Origin of the sequence: Paenibacillus sp. FSL A5-0031, from assembly GCF_001956295.1 — a bacterium.
GTDB lineage: Bacteria > Bacillota > Bacilli > Paenibacillales > Paenibacillaceae > Pristimantibacillus.
The window spans coordinates 483,634-498,521 of sequence record NZ_MRTD01000001.1; the positions used below are offsets into that span (position 1 = coordinate 483,634).

A 14,888-nucleotide genomic window follows, 5' to 3' on the forward strand; every position below is an offset into this window, starting at 1 on the left:
ATGTGTAAACAGCCAAATTGAGCATAATTGCGTATCTGATGTCCGTTAACCTTTCTGCCAAGCTACCTCACACCTTTTACGGACATACGATCCGCTATTTTGGAGAATCGAGCACAAATTTGAATCTAACGGACATACATTCCGCTATTTGCGCAAAAGAGAGCAAAAAACTAGCTCCAGGAGCCAAATAAGGGATTCTATGTCCGTTAGTAAAGTGTAAACAGGCAAAATGAGCATAATAACGGATCTGATGTCCGTTAGCTCATCGCAAAAGTCACCACACACCACCTAACGGACATATTATCCGTTATTTTGAAGAACCGGGCACATATTTGAACCTAACGGACATACATTCCGCTATTTGAGCAAAAGGGAACTATAAACTAGCTCACAGAGCTAAACAAGGGCTTCTATGTCCGTTAGTAATGCGTATAAAGGCAAAATGAGCATAATAGCGTATCTAGTGTCCGTTAAACCTACTCCTTTCTCCCACCTCATAAGTTACCTCATCTCTATACAGTTACAAATTTTTATCATTCCGCTCCGAAGTCAGCTAACAAATACAATGCTACTAGTAACCATCAACAAACCCCGCTCCCATGAAGTCTCACTTTTAAATAGTTCCAGCAGTTAACCCCCACAACCCCCACCAACCCCGTAACCCCACAAAACAAACAAAACCACCCACAAGCCGTTTCACTTATGGCGCACATCTGTTCCGCTTGTTATAATGAATATCTACTGTTTACTGCATGGGCGCAAAAGGATTAAATCATCGCACGCATGTAATTAACGATATTAATTATTTGAACATATACGGAGCAGCATGCTGCCTACGTTTTTGAGGAGGATCGGAATGGCTGGATATACTCCAATGATTTTGCAATACCTAGCTATAAAAGAAGAGGCGAAAGACGCTTTTTTATTTTTTCGATTAGGCGATTTTTATGAAATGTTTTTTGATGATGCAATAGCCGCTTCGCGCGAGCTGGAAATTACGCTGACAGGCCGAGAGGGCGGCGGCGAGCAAAAAATACCGATGTGCGGTGTACCCTATCATTCCGCTGAAAATTATATTAGCAGACTAGTGGACAAAGGCTACAAGGTAGCCATATGCGAGCAGGTCGAAGATCCAGCAGCGGCAAAAGGAGTTGTCCGCCGCGAAATTGTTCGGATCATTACACCCGGTACCGTTATGGAATCGAAGGCGCTTGACGGAAATACGAATAACTTTATTGCTGCGATCGTTCGCTCCCAAGGCTTGTTCGGGCTTTCGGCTTGTGATTTATCGACAGGTGAGCTTTATGTAACCTCTTTCCAAGAGCATGTCGAAGCGCTGATTGATGAAATAAATGTTTATCAGCCATCGGAGCTGGTCGGGGACAAGGAATTGCTTGATCGTGTTCAGGCTGCAGCCGTGTGGAATAAGCAGCTGCTGCTAACGGCCCGCGAGCCCATGGATGCAAACAAGCTTGCTGAGCAGTTCGGAGAGCAGGAGCTTGCCAAAATATCTGGAGCACGGCTGTTGGCGGTAAGTGTACTTACGGGTTATTTGGACGAGACGCAAAAACGCTCGCTTGGTCATGTACGTTCGATAACGAGCTATGAGCCGAATCAGTATATGATTTTGGATCACTATACACGTAGAAATTTGGAGCTAACCGAGACGGTCCGCGATCGCAACAAGAAGGGCTCGCTTTTATGGCTGCTTGATCGTACACAAACGTCAATGGGAGCGCGGCTTCTGCGCCGCTGGATCGACAAACCGTTATTAAACAGCGCTGCCGTTGAAGCTCGTTTGGATGCAGTGGAGACCTTATACCTTAATTTAATTTTGAGAGATGACATACGCTCAGAGCTTCAGCCTATTTACGATCTTGAACGGCTTGTCGGCAGAGTAGCTTTTGGCAGCGCAAATGGGCGCGATTTAAATGCACTTCGCAGCTCGCTTCGCCGCATTCCGCAGTTGACTGCTTTGTGTGAACAGTCTGGCTCAGAAGTCCTCAAAGCACTTGTAGACGGAACAGACAATTGCTCCGATTTAGCTGATCTGATTGAAACCGTGTTAGTCGACGATCCTCCAGTTACCATTAGAGAAGGCGGACTGATCCGAGCTGGCTATGATGACTATTTGGATCAGCTGCGCGAGGCAAGCACGAACGGGAAAAAATGGCTGGCTGAGCTCGAGCGTCAAGAGCGCGAGGCAACAGGCATTAAAAATTTAAAAATCGGCTATAACCGCATTTTTGGCTATTACTTAGAAGTTTCTAAAGCAAATTTATCAAGCTTGCCTGAAGGCAGATATGAGCGCAAGCAAACTTTGGCTAATGCAGAGCGATTTGTAACTCCTGAGCTCAAAGAGAAGGAGCGGTTGATTCTCGAAGCAGAGGATAAAATGGTCGATCTGGAGTATGAGCGTTTCATCGAGCTGCGTGATCATTTATCGCAACACCTTCATCGGCTGCAGAAGGCCGCTGCCATTATCGCTGAGCTTGATGTTTACCAATCGCTGGCGACGGTCAGTGCTGAACGTCGGTTTTCACGTCCGCGCGTGACTGAGAATTATGATCTGCACATAGAGGATGGAAAACATCCAGTCGTAGAGGCGATGATGGATGGTACGCCATTTATTTCTAATGGTACTGCGCTCCATAAGGACGAGCAGTGGATGCTCCTGATCACAGGGCCTAATATGGCTGGTAAAAGCACATACATGCGCCAAGTCGCACTCATTTGCATCATGGCTCAGATGGGCTGTTTTGTTCCTGCTAAGTCAGCGGTTATTCCGTTAATTGATCGCATTTTTACACGAATCGGTGCGGCTGACGATCTTATCGGCGGGCAAAGCACCTTCATGGTTGAGATGAAGGATATCCAGCTAATGACGGAGAAAGCAACGGCGAACAGCCTTGTTATCATTGATGAGCTGGGCAGAGGCACCTCAACGGGTGAAGGAATGGCAATCGCACAAGCGGTTATTGAGTACGTCCACCATCATATTGGATGCAAAGCACTGGTATCCACGCATTTCCATGAGCTGGCGCATCTCGAGGAATCTTTGCCATCTTTGACTAACGCACGTATGGCGGTTGAGGAAAGCGGCGATAATGTAACGTTTCTACGAAAGCTGATTCCAGGTGCCGCAAGCACTAGCTACGGAATTTACTGTGCACAGCTTGCTGGATTGCCGCAATCGATCATTGGACGAGCGTATGAGCTGCTAGATGAGACAATAGCGCATGAAGCTCCAAAAGCAACAGCTGGCAATGAAAGTGCTGTTTCTAGCAATCGTTTCACTTACCCAGTACCGGAGGACTCTTCAGTGTTTTCCAATACTAGCACTCGCAATGAGCGAGTTAAGGAAACTAGTGCAATGGTACAGCTATCGATTTTTGATGAGCCAGCAGCTGCTGTGGAAGCAGAGCCCGTGCGGAAGAAAGCGAATCCGAAAGCGGAGCAGCTTGCGGATCAATTGCGCAAGCTCGATTTGTTTAATTTGACGCCAATGCAAGCTATGCAGTGGCTTAACGATATGAAATCGAAATTAAATGACTAGTTTCGTGAAAGGGGGAACAGCAACGTCATGGCAAAAATTAATATATTGGACGAGCAGCTAGCCAACCAAATAGCCGCAGGAGAAGTGGTAGAGCGGCCTGCTTCAGTCGTCAAAGAGCTTGTTGAGAATGCGGTAGACGCTGGCAGTACAACTGTCGATATTATGATTGAAGAGGGCGGCTTATCGCTTATAAAGGTCATCGACAACGGCTACGGCATAGAGGCAGCCGATATCGTAACTGCATTTCAGCGACATGCGACGAGCAAAATCTCTACAGCAAGCGACTTGTTCCGTATTGCGAGCCTCGGCTTTCGCGGAGAAGCGCTGCCGAGTATTGCAGCTGTTTCGAGGCTGCAGTGCACCTCTTCGGAAACGTCGACAGGACTTGCTCGCCGGATTGTGATAGAGGGCGGCAAGGTTACCATAGATGAACCAGCAAATGCGCCGCAGGGCACGGAAATGACCGTGCGGGATTTATTTTACAATACACCTGCGCGCCTTAAATATATGAAGGCAATTCAGACGGAGCTTGGACATATTTCCGACTATATTAACCGCATCGCACTTGCTCATCCGGGCATTGCATTTACGTTCAAGCATAACGGAAATGTACTGCTTCGTACGCTAGGAACCGGCGATCGACTTCAGGTTATTGCGGCCGTTTATGGCTCAAATACGGCGAAGGTGATGCTCAAGATCGAAGCAGAAACTTCAGATTACGAACTAAGCGGTTATATCTCGAAGCCGGAACTCACGCGTGCGAATCGAAATGGGATTACTGCAATCGTTAATGGACGTTACATTCGCAGTCATACGATTAATCAATCTTTGCTGCAGGCTTATCATACGCTGCTGCCGATCAATCGCTTTCCGCTTGCGATATTAGAAATAGGAATGCATCCAAGCTTGCTCGACGTAAACGTTCATCCATCCAAAATGGAAGTAAGGTTCAGTAAAGAACCAGAGCTTCGTACGATGATAGAGGATGCGATTAAAGCGGTGTTAGGTCGCCAGCGGCATATACCCGGCCCAGAATCAAGCAATAAGCTGGAGCGTTCAAAACCGTTGTTCGTTCAAGACGCGATTTCTTTCCATCGCCCTGAGCCTATGGCGGAATCGTTTAAGCCTTACCAACCAACAGCGACAAACAAGACGTCATCGACGCCTTATAAGCCGCCGGTTATTGATCGGGAATATGTTCCTAGGAATGCGGCAGAGAAGCTATATGCTCCTCCTCCAACGTTTCCTATTGACAACTTTACAGTCCGTGAAGCTCCTGCGCATATAGATCTAGAATCTCAAGATTCGGATTCTAATCTAAAATCACTTGAAACAGCCTTAGACTCTGATTCGTTACAGAACGCTGCTCAAGAAGCCGCTGTGACCCTTGAATTCGCTGAGGCTCGAGCTTACCAGGCGGATGTGCCGCAAGAGAACCCTTTTGATCAGGCGCAGGCGCCAGTAGTTCAAGCCATGATCGCTGAGCTGCCATCAGAAGAAGAAACAGTTGAGGATCAACCATCCTTTCCTGAACTTCACTGGATTGGACAGCACCACGGCACCTACATCGTAGCGCAATCAGAGGATGGTCTTTATTTAATCGATCAGCATGCTGCGCATGAACGGATCAATTATGAATATTTCTTTCAAAAATTCGGAAATCCTGAGGCAGCTAGCCAACAATTGCTTGTTCCGTTGACGCTTGAATTTACAGCAGGAGAAGCGATGCAATTAAAGGACCTTATTCCTATGTTCTCGCAAGCAGGCGTGGAGCTGGAGTCCTTCGGTCCTCAAACGTTTCTCGTTCGTTCCTACCCGGAATGGATGCCTCAAGGAGAGGAGCAATCCTTGCTTGAGGAAATGGCAGAACTGCTCATCTCCGAGCGAAAAACGATTGATATTGGAAAGCTTAGGGAAAAGGCGGCCATTATGTGCGCATGCAAAGCCTCCATTAAAGCAAATGATCGAATGAACCGTGAGGAAGGCGAGACACTCTTGACAAGACTTGCAAGCTGCAAACAGCCCTATACTTGTCCGCATGGCCGTCCAATCATCGTGCATCTATCGACCTATCAGCTCGAAAAAATGTTCAAGCGGGTGATGTCTTGATTGTTACAACGACGGCTAAGCCTTCAGAACGAGCTTTGGAGCAAGCAAGCCGGCTTTCTGAAGAGCTAGCCGCTTCGCTCAAAACACGCGGCAACTTAACAGTTAACAAACTATTATCGTTAAGCAATGATAGTCAGTTAATCGTCGTAACCGAAGAAGAGGTTCGTTATTATGACGGACAATCAGAGACGCCGCTTTATTTTCACCCCAGCATGGCATATGTACGGGTAAAACGGCTGCGGCGCGGTGAAACTGATCCACTTATCCAGCTTTCGGGATGTTTGGAAGGGGATCAAATTATTGATTGCACAGCAGGCCTTGCTTCGGATTCCCTTGTGTTCTCATATGCCTCTGGTCCTAAAGGAGCTGTTACCGCTATTGAGAGCGAGCCCATCTTATGCGCTATCGTTCGAGAGGGTCTAGCTGGTTATGAAACAAGCCTTCCTGATGTGAATGAGGCAATGAGACGTATTGACATGAAGTGTATGAATCATTTGGAATACTTAAAAGGATTGCCTGACAATAGTGTAGATATCGTTTATTTTGACCCTATGTTCCGGAAACCGATTAACGAATCCAGCTCGATGGAGCCGCTTCGCGGCATTGCAAATATGGACGCTTTGTCGGATGAAGTGATTGAACAAGCGAAGCGTGTTGCTAGGAAAAGCGTAGTTCTAAAGGAGCATCAAGCTAGCGGTGAATTTGCAAGACTCGGATTTGAGCGCAAGCATGTGAATACTTCGAAAATTGCATATGGAGTGATAAAGCTTTGAGTGAAGAAATAAACAATACGCAGTTAGATCAAGAAGGGCTTCCGATTCGCAAGCAGCCTTTGCTAGTCCTCATTGGTCCTACAGCTGTAGGCAAGACACGAATGAGCTTAGATATTGCAAAAGCATGGAATGCGGAGATTATCTCGGGCGATTCCATGCAGGTTTATCGCGGCATGGATATTGGTACTGCCAAAATCGGACTTGAAGAGCGTGAAGGCATTCCTCATCACCTTATCGACATTTGTGAGCCGGATGAAGCGTATTCCGCTGCTGATTTTCAAGCTGGAGCAACGAAAGCGATCGCGGAAATATCGGAGCGAGGAAAGCTGCCGTTTATCGTTGGAGGTACTGGCTTATATGTGGAGTCCGTTTGTTATCAGTTTCAGTTTGCTGAAATTGGTTCGGATGCTGCATTCCGGCAAGAGCAAGAGCATTATGCGGCTGAATTTGGCGCAGAAGCTTTGCATGCGCGCTTAGCTGCTATCGACCCTCAAGCAGGGCAGAGATTGCATCCAAATGACATGCGCCGCGTCATCCGTGCGCTGGAAGTTTTTCACATGACTGGACAAACCTTCTCTGATCAGCAGGCGGGTCAAACTAAGGTATCTCCATATGAGCTTTGCATCATCGGTTTGACTATGGACCGTGCGGAGTTGTATCGTAGAATAGAGCTGCGGATAGATGAGATGATGAAGCTAGGTTTAGTAGATGAGGTGAGGCGCCTACTTGAGAGAGATTTGCCGCCTGCAGCGGTTGCTATGCAGGGTCTTGGCTACAAAGAGATTGCACAATATTTACAGGGAGAATGCTCATTGGAAGCAGCGGTAGAGCTACTGAAAAGAGATACGAGAAGGTTTGCAAAACGCCAGCTTTCCTGGTTCCGTCATATGAAAGACATTCATTGGATTGATATGGGGGAAAATTTTCACAACAATTTGCAATCTGTTCATGATATAATAGCAGGAAAGTTTCAAGTTAATCTTGAATATACTTCTAATCAATCTTTTTAAGACGGGGGTAACGTCCAATGAACAAATCGATCAATATTCAAGATACGTTCCTGAATCAGCTTCGCAAAGACAACATACCGGTTACGGTTTTTTTAATGAATGGCTTCCAAATTCGGGGCGTTATTAAAGCGTTCGATAATTTTACGATTATCATCGACAGCGAAGGTCGTCAACAAATGGTATACAAACATGCTATTTCGACGTTCACCCCGCAGCGGAATGTTTCTCTTATGCAGCAAGATCATAACAGTTCCGATTCATAGGCTTAATCAGTTAGTGAAACTTTCTTATAACGTGTCTCGTTTAACTAGATAGCGGCAGGCAAGAGCAACCCCGCTCCAAGCTGGGTTGCTCTTTTCATTTTGTGGTAAAACTAGATTAGACAGACAATTGAACAACAGGAGGGGAGTCGGCTATGGCTGAACGACCAAGCAAAACAACTGCACCTAAAACTTCTAAACAAAAGAAGAAAAAGAAGATATCAGGAAAGAAATGGTTTTATGGATTATTTTTCACCGCTATAATCGCCATCGTATGCGGCTTGATTGGATACTTGCTTATCGTGCTGAACGGTGAACGAGTTCTAACTGAAAATGCGAACAAGCTGACTATGGGTGAAGCATCCATCATTTATGATGTGAATGGGAATGAAATTTCACGATTGTCCGATCCAAATGAAAATCGTGAGATCGCTGAATTTTCGGAAATTCCAAAGCAATTGCTTGATGCTATTGTTGCAACAGAAGACCAACGTTTCTATGAACATTCAGGAATCGATTTTTTTGCTATCGGACGTGCTGTTGTGAAGGACGTTATCGCACGCAGCGCTGTTGAGGGAGCGAGTACGATTACCCAGCAGCTTGCCAAAAACGTATTTCTAACCGCGGATAAGACGTTTTTCCGTAAAGCAACGGAAGCCTCTATTGCGGTAGCGCTTGAGCACAAAATGACCAAGCAGGAAATCTTAACGATGTATTTGAATAGAATATTTTTTGGCAAGAGAGTACATGGCGTTAAGGAAGCAGCCAAGTATTATTTTGACACTGATCTTGATAAGCTGGAGCTTTGGCAGATTGCTACTATTGCCGCTATGCCGAAAGCGCCGAACCGCTACAACCCAATCAATCATCCTGAGGATTCGATGAACAGGAGAGCAGTCGTGCTTAAGCTTATGTACGATCAAGGCTTGATTACGGCAGCAGAGATGGAAGAAGCGAAAGCGGTCGTGTATGAAATTCCTAAAAATCATGAAGAAAGAAATACCGAAAAGTATCCAGCATTTATTGATTATGTGGTTGAAGAAGCGATGGAGAAGACTGGGAAATCCGAGGAAGAGCTTCGGATCGGCGGTTTCCGGATTTATACGTCGCTTAACCCGCAAGCTCAGGATACGATGGATACACAGTTTAACGATGATGACAACTTTGAGAAGAGCAAGGATGACCAACAGGTGCAAGGCGCAATGATCATTATTGATCACCGCGATGGCACGATTCAAGCCTTAACAGGCGGAAGAGATTACGTGAAAAAGGGACTTAACCGGGTAGAGGTTCCTCGCCAGCCAGGTTCAGCTTTCAAACCGATTATCTCTTATGGGCCTGCTCTTGAAACGGGCAAGTATTATCCATGGACTGTACTTGCAAATGACAAGAAATGTTACGGCAGCTATTGCCCAACGGATAGATGGGGAGCAACTGCAGTAACGATGCAACAGGCGATTAAGGATTCTCGAAATCTTGCCTCCGTTTGGATGCTGAATCAAGTAGGCTTGAAGCAAGGCTTTGCTTTTTCAAGCAAGCTTGGCATCGAGCTTGAGAAAGATGATCGTAATTTAACAGCTGCACTTGGGGGCTTGTCCAAAGGTGCAACGCCTATGCAAATGGCAACAGCTTATAGCGTATTTGCGAACGGCGGCAAATCTGTTGATCCTCATGCGATTTCGAAGATTGAAGGCAAAAATAATTATAAGTACGAATATAAAGCTCCACCTTCCAAGCAGCTCATGTCTGAGAGCACTGCCTATTATTTGACCGAGATGATGCAGACGGTCGTACAAAAGGGCGGTACGGGTACAAGAGCAGCAATTGATCGTCCATTGGCTGGGAAAACGGGTACTACTCAGCATGGTATTCCAGGCTACAAAGGCTCGGGTATCCGGGATGCTTGGTTTGTTGGCTACACGCCGGAGTGGACAGCAGCGGTATGGATGGGATACGATAAGACAAATGTGGAACATATCCTTAAGACAGGCAGTAGTCAAGCTGCTTCCATGTTCTCCAAGGTTATGAAACCTGCAATGAAGGATGTCGCGAAGTCAAGCTTTAAGAAACCGCAAGGCATTAAAGAAAATAAACCGCCGGCAACGATAACAAATTTTAAAGCAGTATTTATTCCAGAAGAAATGAAGGTTCAATTGTCGTGGGATCCGTATCAGGATGGAAAGGTCACTTATCAAGTTTACCGGAAGGAAGCTTCAGAAAGTGACTTCATCCGCTTCGTAGACTCGCTCACTTCCACAGGGGTTGATGATATGAGTGCATTCCCGGGAATGACCTATGAATATTATGTTGTGGCTTATGATGCTGAGCAGGATTTGGAAAGTGCTCCATCTCAAAAAGTTAAGATCAGCATTCCGGAAACAGAAGTGAATCCGGATGTGCCAATGGAGCCGAATCCAGATGAGCCGGGCGGAGTGGAGCCCACACCTCCAGTAGAAGGCGGTGATGGAGAACCGACGCTGCCTCCAACTGATGGTACAGATCCAGGAACAACTGAACCGCCAGGATCAGGAAACGGAACGGGTGAACCAACACCAACGCCAACTCCAAACACTGGCACAAATACAAACAACAGCAACAATGCTCTAGGAAATACTGAAACCGGCGGCAATACGTAAGAAACGGGTGGTTAGCAATGGCGAATAGAAAGAGAGCACCATTCTTGTATCTAATCATTGTTGTCGCAGCAGTTATGGTTATAGCTGGCTGCGGCAAGGATGGTTCAGGAAGGGATAGTGCTTCAGCTTCAGCCAAGTTGATGAACTGGGACAAGATGCCTGATATGCAGATTGATCTCGACAAGTCGTACTTAGCAAAGTTTAAAACGACTAAAGGCGATTTTACAGTCAAGCTGTTTACGGAAGACGCGCCGGTAACGGTGAACAATTTTGTTTTTCTCGCTCGAGAGGGCTTTTATGATGGATTAACTTTTCACCGTATTATTGAATCTTTCATGATTCAAGGCGGAGATCCAAAAGGAAATGGATACGGTACTCCAGGTTATTCGATTCCAGATGAACTAAGTTCGGAAATGAAATACGAAGAAGGAATTGTTGCGATGGCAAATGCAAGCAAGCCTAATTCGGGTGGCAGCCAATTTTTTATTTGCACGGGACCTGATGCTGCAAATTTAAACCGCGAGCCTAATTATACGATTTTCGGCAAGGTTGAGAATGGCATGGATGTTGTAAAAGCCATTTCGAAGACACCTTTGAAAAACAACTTGCCAACTGAAAATATCGTCATTGATTCGATTGAAATCGTTGAGCAATAAGAGGAATACCGCCTTTCGGGGCGGTATTCTTTTTATTTTATCGCAAAGAGCTTGGTTTATTTTGGCTGTCGGCTGGAGATGGACGTTAAGTTATGGTAATCTTTTTTTATAGGTAAATTTCAACTGTCGTTGGTCGCAAAATGTTCGTTGTGTAAACAAAGCCAAGAAGAGCTGTGCAGGTTGCTTGCGAGCTTTTCCCAAATGAACGGAAGGGTACGTTCCGTATGAAGAGAAAATTTTCAGACCGAGCTAACTGGCGGCGTATCTTGCGTAAGAGCTATACGTGCCTAGCGCTGGACGGTGAAGAGTTCAAAGGTCTCGTGACGTTTTACCGGATTCATGAATTGCGTGAGCCGTTATGGAAGGAATATAACGGACGTAGATTATGTTTGGCAGATCGCGGATACTTGTGGATGCAGCATTTTCCAAGAGGCGAGCATTTTGTCGTCACGACGATGTTTGATGACAAGGGACGCGTCGTGCAATGGTATATCGATGTTTGCAAAACGCAAGGCTTAACCGATCAGCAGGTGCCTTGGTTCGATGATTTATATTTGGACGTGGTTGTGCTGCCTAGCGGCGAGGTATTTCTCATGGACGAGGATGAGCTGGAGGATGCCTTAAGGCAAGGTGATGTTAATGGCAAGGATGTTGCACTTGCACGCAAAACAGCAGGAAAATTACTATCGAGCATACGAAACGGACGGTTCCGGTATTTTACGCTGAGCCTTAAGCATCGCAAGAGCTTGCTTGCAAAAACCGGGGAATTAAGCGAATCATGAGGAAGGCAACCGTCTCAAGGAGCAGCCCGCGCAGAAGATCGAAGAAAAAGCGTCCGTGGCTGCTCTTGTTTCGTGTTGTTGCCTGGTTAATATGTGCAGGCGTGTTCTGGTGTGGATATTTACTGTGGTTAATTAATGGTTTCGATACGAATAAACCGCTTGTTCCATCTGATGCAGGCATCGTTCTTGGTGCTGCTTTGTGGAATGATGTGCCAAGTCCAGCACTGAAGGAACGGCTTGATCTTGCTTGGCAATTATACAAAGCGGGTACGGTAGACAAGCTTATTTTGACAGGTGGATTGGATAGCAACGGTTCAAAGAAAACAGAAGCCGAGGGTATGCGGGACTATCTTATAACAAAAGGTATTTCAGCTGACAAGCTGTTGCTAGAAAATAAGGCGACCAGCACGTACGAAAATCTTGAATTCAGCAAGAAGATCGCAGAGCAGCAAGGCCTGTCAACACTAATTGTCATCACCCATGATTATCATGCTGCAAGATCAACGGAGATAGCAAAAAAGCTTGATTTTGTTCAGTTTCAAGTCGCTGGTACAAAATCAAAGGTGCTAAATCCTGTCTATAATGAGTCGCGTGAAGTACTAGCTTTTACAAAGTGGAAGCTCGACTCTCTATTGCTTAGTCTCGGATTTCACTCTTCCGATTCGAAGCTGTAAATCTGCTAATATGCTGCTGCAAAGTAGAATAAACTTGTAGTGCGGTTAGCCGCTACAGCTTTCGAAGCAAAGGATAGGTGATGCCACAGATGAGTGGACACGTCAAATCGGGACCCGGCAATGGCACTGCAAGGCCTTCCCGTCAAATTAATGTGGTCCTAAGAACGCAAGAAACATTTCAGACTGGGGTCTCTGCTCCTGCTTTAGAGACAGAACCGCTGCCTGCAGTGAAGCCGCTGCCGGGCGTCGATCATTATGCAGACATTCAGAAAGAGCTTGAACCGATGATCGGCATGGACAATGTGAAATCTCTTGTGTACGAAATATATGCGTTGCTTTATATTAGCCGAATGCGTTCTGAAGCAGGATTATTTGGCGGCTCTCATGTGTATCATATGATTTTTAAGGGCAATCCAGGGACTGGAAAAACAACAATCGCCCGCATCGTCGCGAAGCTGTTTCAAAAGATGGGTGTACTTACCAAAGGACATTTGATTGAGGTGGAGCGAGCTGATCTTGTTGGCGAATATATTGGACATACTGCTCAGAAGACGCGAGATCTCGTTCGAAAAGCAATCGGCGGAGTGTTGTTTGTTGATGAAGCGTACAGTTTAGCTCGAGGCGGAGAAAAAGATTTTGGCAAGGAAGCGATCGATACGCTTGTAAAAGCAATGGAGGATCACAAAAATCATTTTGTGCTCATACTCGCGGGTTATCCTGCCGAAATCGACGATTTTTTGCTCACAAATCCAGGCTTGCCGTCACGTTTTCCAATCCAAATTGAGTTTCCAGATTATTCGGTTGATCAACTGATTCAGATTAGTGAGCTCATGGCTAAGGACCGTGATTATATATTGCAGCCTCAGACCATATTTAAACTAAGACAGCATTTAATGCAGGAAAAGCTAAACACCATGTTCTCGTTTAGCAATGCCAGGTATGTTAGAAATGTGATAGAGAAAGCGATCAGGTTTCAAGCCGTTCGTTTGCTTACGCAGTATGCCAGTTCCGTTCCCGCAAAGCAGGAATTAATGACGATTAGACCAGATGATTTAAAGTGGGACACGAAACCAATATGATTGCGTAGTTTAGAAGGAGTATGAGATGAGCGAGATAACATTCGATACGAATACGAACATGATTGAAAAAGCGATACTGATTAGCTTAGTTACGTCAAAAGACAAACGGAAAGGCGGAGACCCCGAGCTGTCGCTGCAGGAGCTTGTACAGCTGACGGAAACAGCAGGGGTTGAAGTGCTGACGACCATTACGCAAAACAAAGAAACTGTCGATTCCAAATGGTTTATCGGCAAAGGAAAAGTACAAGAGGTTAAGGCTCTAGCTGATGAACTGGGCGCTACAACGGCTATATTTGATCAAGAGTTGTCCGGCGCTCAGGTTCGCAATTTGGAAGAATCACTGGATTTGAAAATCGTTGACCGTACCCAGCTGATTTTGGATATTTTCGCAGGTCGTGCCAAAACGCGCGAAGGTATTATTCAGGTTGAGCTGGCGCAGCTCAGCTATCTTTTGCCACGTCTATCTGGACAAAGCAAAAACTTGTCACGACTTGGCGGAGGCATTGGTACACGCGGTCCAGGTGAAACGAAACTCGAGACGGATCGCCGTCATATTCGTGATCGGATTTTTGACCTGAAGACGGTGCTTGACGAGGTTGTCCGCCACCGTAAATTGCATCGCGAGCGTCGCAAAAAATCCGGCGCCATTCAAGTAGCTCTTGTTGGCTATACGAATGCCGGGAAATCGACGCTGCTTCGCGAGCTTACTCATGCAGATGTGTATGTAGAAAATCAATTGTTCGCAACGCTTGATCCCACCTCAAGAACACTTGAGCTGCCAAATGGCCGAGAAATTATACTTACAGATACGGTAGGTTTTATTCAAAACTTGCCGACAGATCTTGTAGCAGCATTTCGGGCGACGCTAGAAGAGGTATGCGAGGCTGATCTAGTGCTTCATGTCATCGACAGCAGCTCTCCAATGCGGGATGAGCAAATTGCAGTCGTTAACAAAATTTTAGGTGAGCTTGGCGCTGCGGATAAACCGTATGTTATGGTCTACAATAAGAAGGATATGTGTGTAAATAACGGTTCATTAGCAGATTTGCCGATTACTAGCGGCGACAATCTTGTCATCAGCGCCTACGATGCTGGTGATCTAGAGCTGTTGAAGCAAACCGTGCAGGATAAGCTCAGCGGCGACGTAGTAGTCTTTAACGTGCCAGCAGAGCGTGGAGATTTGATCGCACTTGCTTATCGAAGCGGAGAGGTCATCAATCAAGAAGTGAATGAAGAAAGCTTACGACTTACCGTTCATGTGAGTAAGCAGGAATACGAGCAGCACGGTCATCGTTTGAAACAATATATTGAGTAGGGTTTGCTTACGAAGTAGTTTTGCTGCGCAAAACTTAG

Annotated in this window: 11 protein-coding genes; all 11 read left to right on the top strand. The window is 45.9% G+C overall.

Annotated elements, in window-relative coordinates; all coding sequences use genetic code 11:
• The first annotated feature begins 856 nt into the window (after positions 1–856).
• The 11 genes from mutS to hflX all read left to right on the top strand — a co-directional run bounded on the left by mutS (position 857) and on the right by hflX (position 14,850).
• Complete coding sequence (gene mutS, locus BK120_RS02055) at positions 857–3,556, top strand: DNA mismatch repair protein MutS (RefSeq protein WP_076265794.1); 2,700 nt, start codon at positions 857–859, stop codon at positions 3,554–3,556.
• 27 nt (positions 3,557–3,583) lie between these two features.
• Positions 3,584–5,665, top strand: coding sequence for a DNA mismatch repair endonuclease MutL (gene mutL, locus BK120_RS02060; protein WP_076265795.1), 2,082 nt, complete (start codon positions 3,584–3,586; stop codon positions 5,663–5,665).
• Positions 5,662–6,438 (top strand): class I SAM-dependent methyltransferase, encoded by a 777-nt coding sequence (locus BK120_RS02065; RefSeq protein WP_076265796.1) that lies wholly within the window; start codon positions 5,662–5,664, stop codon positions 6,436–6,438. Before mutL ends, BK120_RS02065 begins: the two co-directional genes overlap by 4 nt.
• Positions 6,435–7,448: a tRNA (adenosine(37)-N6)-dimethylallyltransferase MiaA gene (miaA, locus tag BK120_RS02070; RefSeq protein WP_083681509.1), complete on the top strand. Its 1,014-nt coding sequence runs from the start codon at positions 6,435–6,437 to the stop codon at positions 7,446–7,448. The genes BK120_RS02065 and miaA overlap by 4 nt, the downstream gene beginning before the upstream one ends.
• A gap of 17 nt (positions 7,449–7,465) precedes the next feature.
• Positions 7,466–7,711: an RNA chaperone Hfq gene (gene hfq / locus BK120_RS02075; RefSeq protein WP_076265797.1), complete on the top strand. Its 246-nt coding sequence runs from the start codon at positions 7,466–7,468 to the stop codon at positions 7,709–7,711.
• A 152-nt stretch (positions 7,712–7,863) separates the two neighbouring features.
• Positions 7,864–10,344: a PBP1A family penicillin-binding protein gene (locus BK120_RS02080; RefSeq protein ID WP_076265798.1), complete on the top strand. Its 2,481-nt coding sequence runs from the start codon at positions 7,864–7,866 to the stop codon at positions 10,342–10,344.
• Between the two features lie 17 nt (positions 10,345–10,361).
• The gene (locus BK120_RS02085) at positions 10,362–11,000 is read left to right on the top strand and encodes a peptidylprolyl isomerase (protein ID WP_076265799.1); all 639 of its coding nucleotides are present in this window, start codon (positions 10,362–10,364) and stop codon (positions 10,998–11,000) included.
• Between the two features lie 224 nt (positions 11,001–11,224).
• Complete coding sequence (locus BK120_RS02090) at positions 11,225–11,782, top strand: ribonuclease FAU-1 family protein (RefSeq protein ID WP_076265800.1); 558 nt, start codon at positions 11,225–11,227, stop codon at positions 11,780–11,782.
• On the top strand, positions 11,779–12,456 hold the full coding sequence (locus BK120_RS02095) for a YdcF family protein (protein WP_076265801.1): 678 nt from the start codon (positions 11,779–11,781) through the stop codon (positions 12,454–12,456). The genes BK120_RS02090 and BK120_RS02095 overlap by 4 nt, the downstream gene beginning before the upstream one ends.
• Before the next feature lie 89 nt (positions 12,457–12,545).
• Entirely contained in the window at positions 12,546–13,535 is a 990-nt protein-coding gene (locus BK120_RS02100) for an AAA family ATPase (RefSeq protein WP_076265802.1), read from the top strand.
• Between the two features lie 25 nt (positions 13,536–13,560).
• Positions 13,561–14,850 carry a GTPase HflX gene (gene hflX / locus BK120_RS02105; RefSeq protein ID WP_076265803.1) on the top strand — a complete coding sequence of 430 codons (1,290 nt, stop codon included), beginning with the start codon at positions 13,561–13,563 and terminating at the stop codon, positions 14,848–14,850.
• The last annotated feature ends 38 nt before the right edge of the window (positions 14,851–14,888 follow it).

Coding starts and splice junctions, on each gene's coding strand:
- hfq (WP_076265797.1), top strand. CDS start 7,466: ATGAACAAATCGATCAATATTCAAGATACGTTCCTGAATCAGCTTCGC.
- BK120_RS02095 (WP_076265801.1), top strand. CDS start 11,779: ATGAGGAAGGCAACCGTCTCAAGGAGCAGCCCGCGCAGAAGATCGAAG.
- BK120_RS02080 (WP_076265798.1), top strand. CDS start 7,864: ATGGCTGAACGACCAAGCAAAACAACTGCACCTAAAACTTCTAAACAA.
- hflX (WP_076265803.1), top strand. CDS start 13,561: ATGAGCGAGATAACATTCGATACGAATACGAACATGATTGAAAAAGCG.
- mutL (WP_076265795.1), top strand. CDS start 3,584: ATGGCAAAAATTAATATATTGGACGAGCAGCTAGCCAACCAAATAGCC.
- BK120_RS02100 (WP_076265802.1), top strand. CDS start 12,546: ATGAGTGGACACGTCAAATCGGGACCCGGCAATGGCACTGCAAGGCCT.
- BK120_RS02090 (WP_076265800.1), top strand. CDS start 11,225: ATGAAGAGAAAATTTTCAGACCGAGCTAACTGGCGGCGTATCTTGCGT.
- BK120_RS02085 (WP_076265799.1), top strand. CDS start 10,362: ATGGCGAATAGAAAGAGAGCACCATTCTTGTATCTAATCATTGTTGTC.
- mutS (WP_076265794.1), top strand. CDS start 857: ATGGCTGGATATACTCCAATGATTTTGCAATACCTAGCTATAAAAGAA.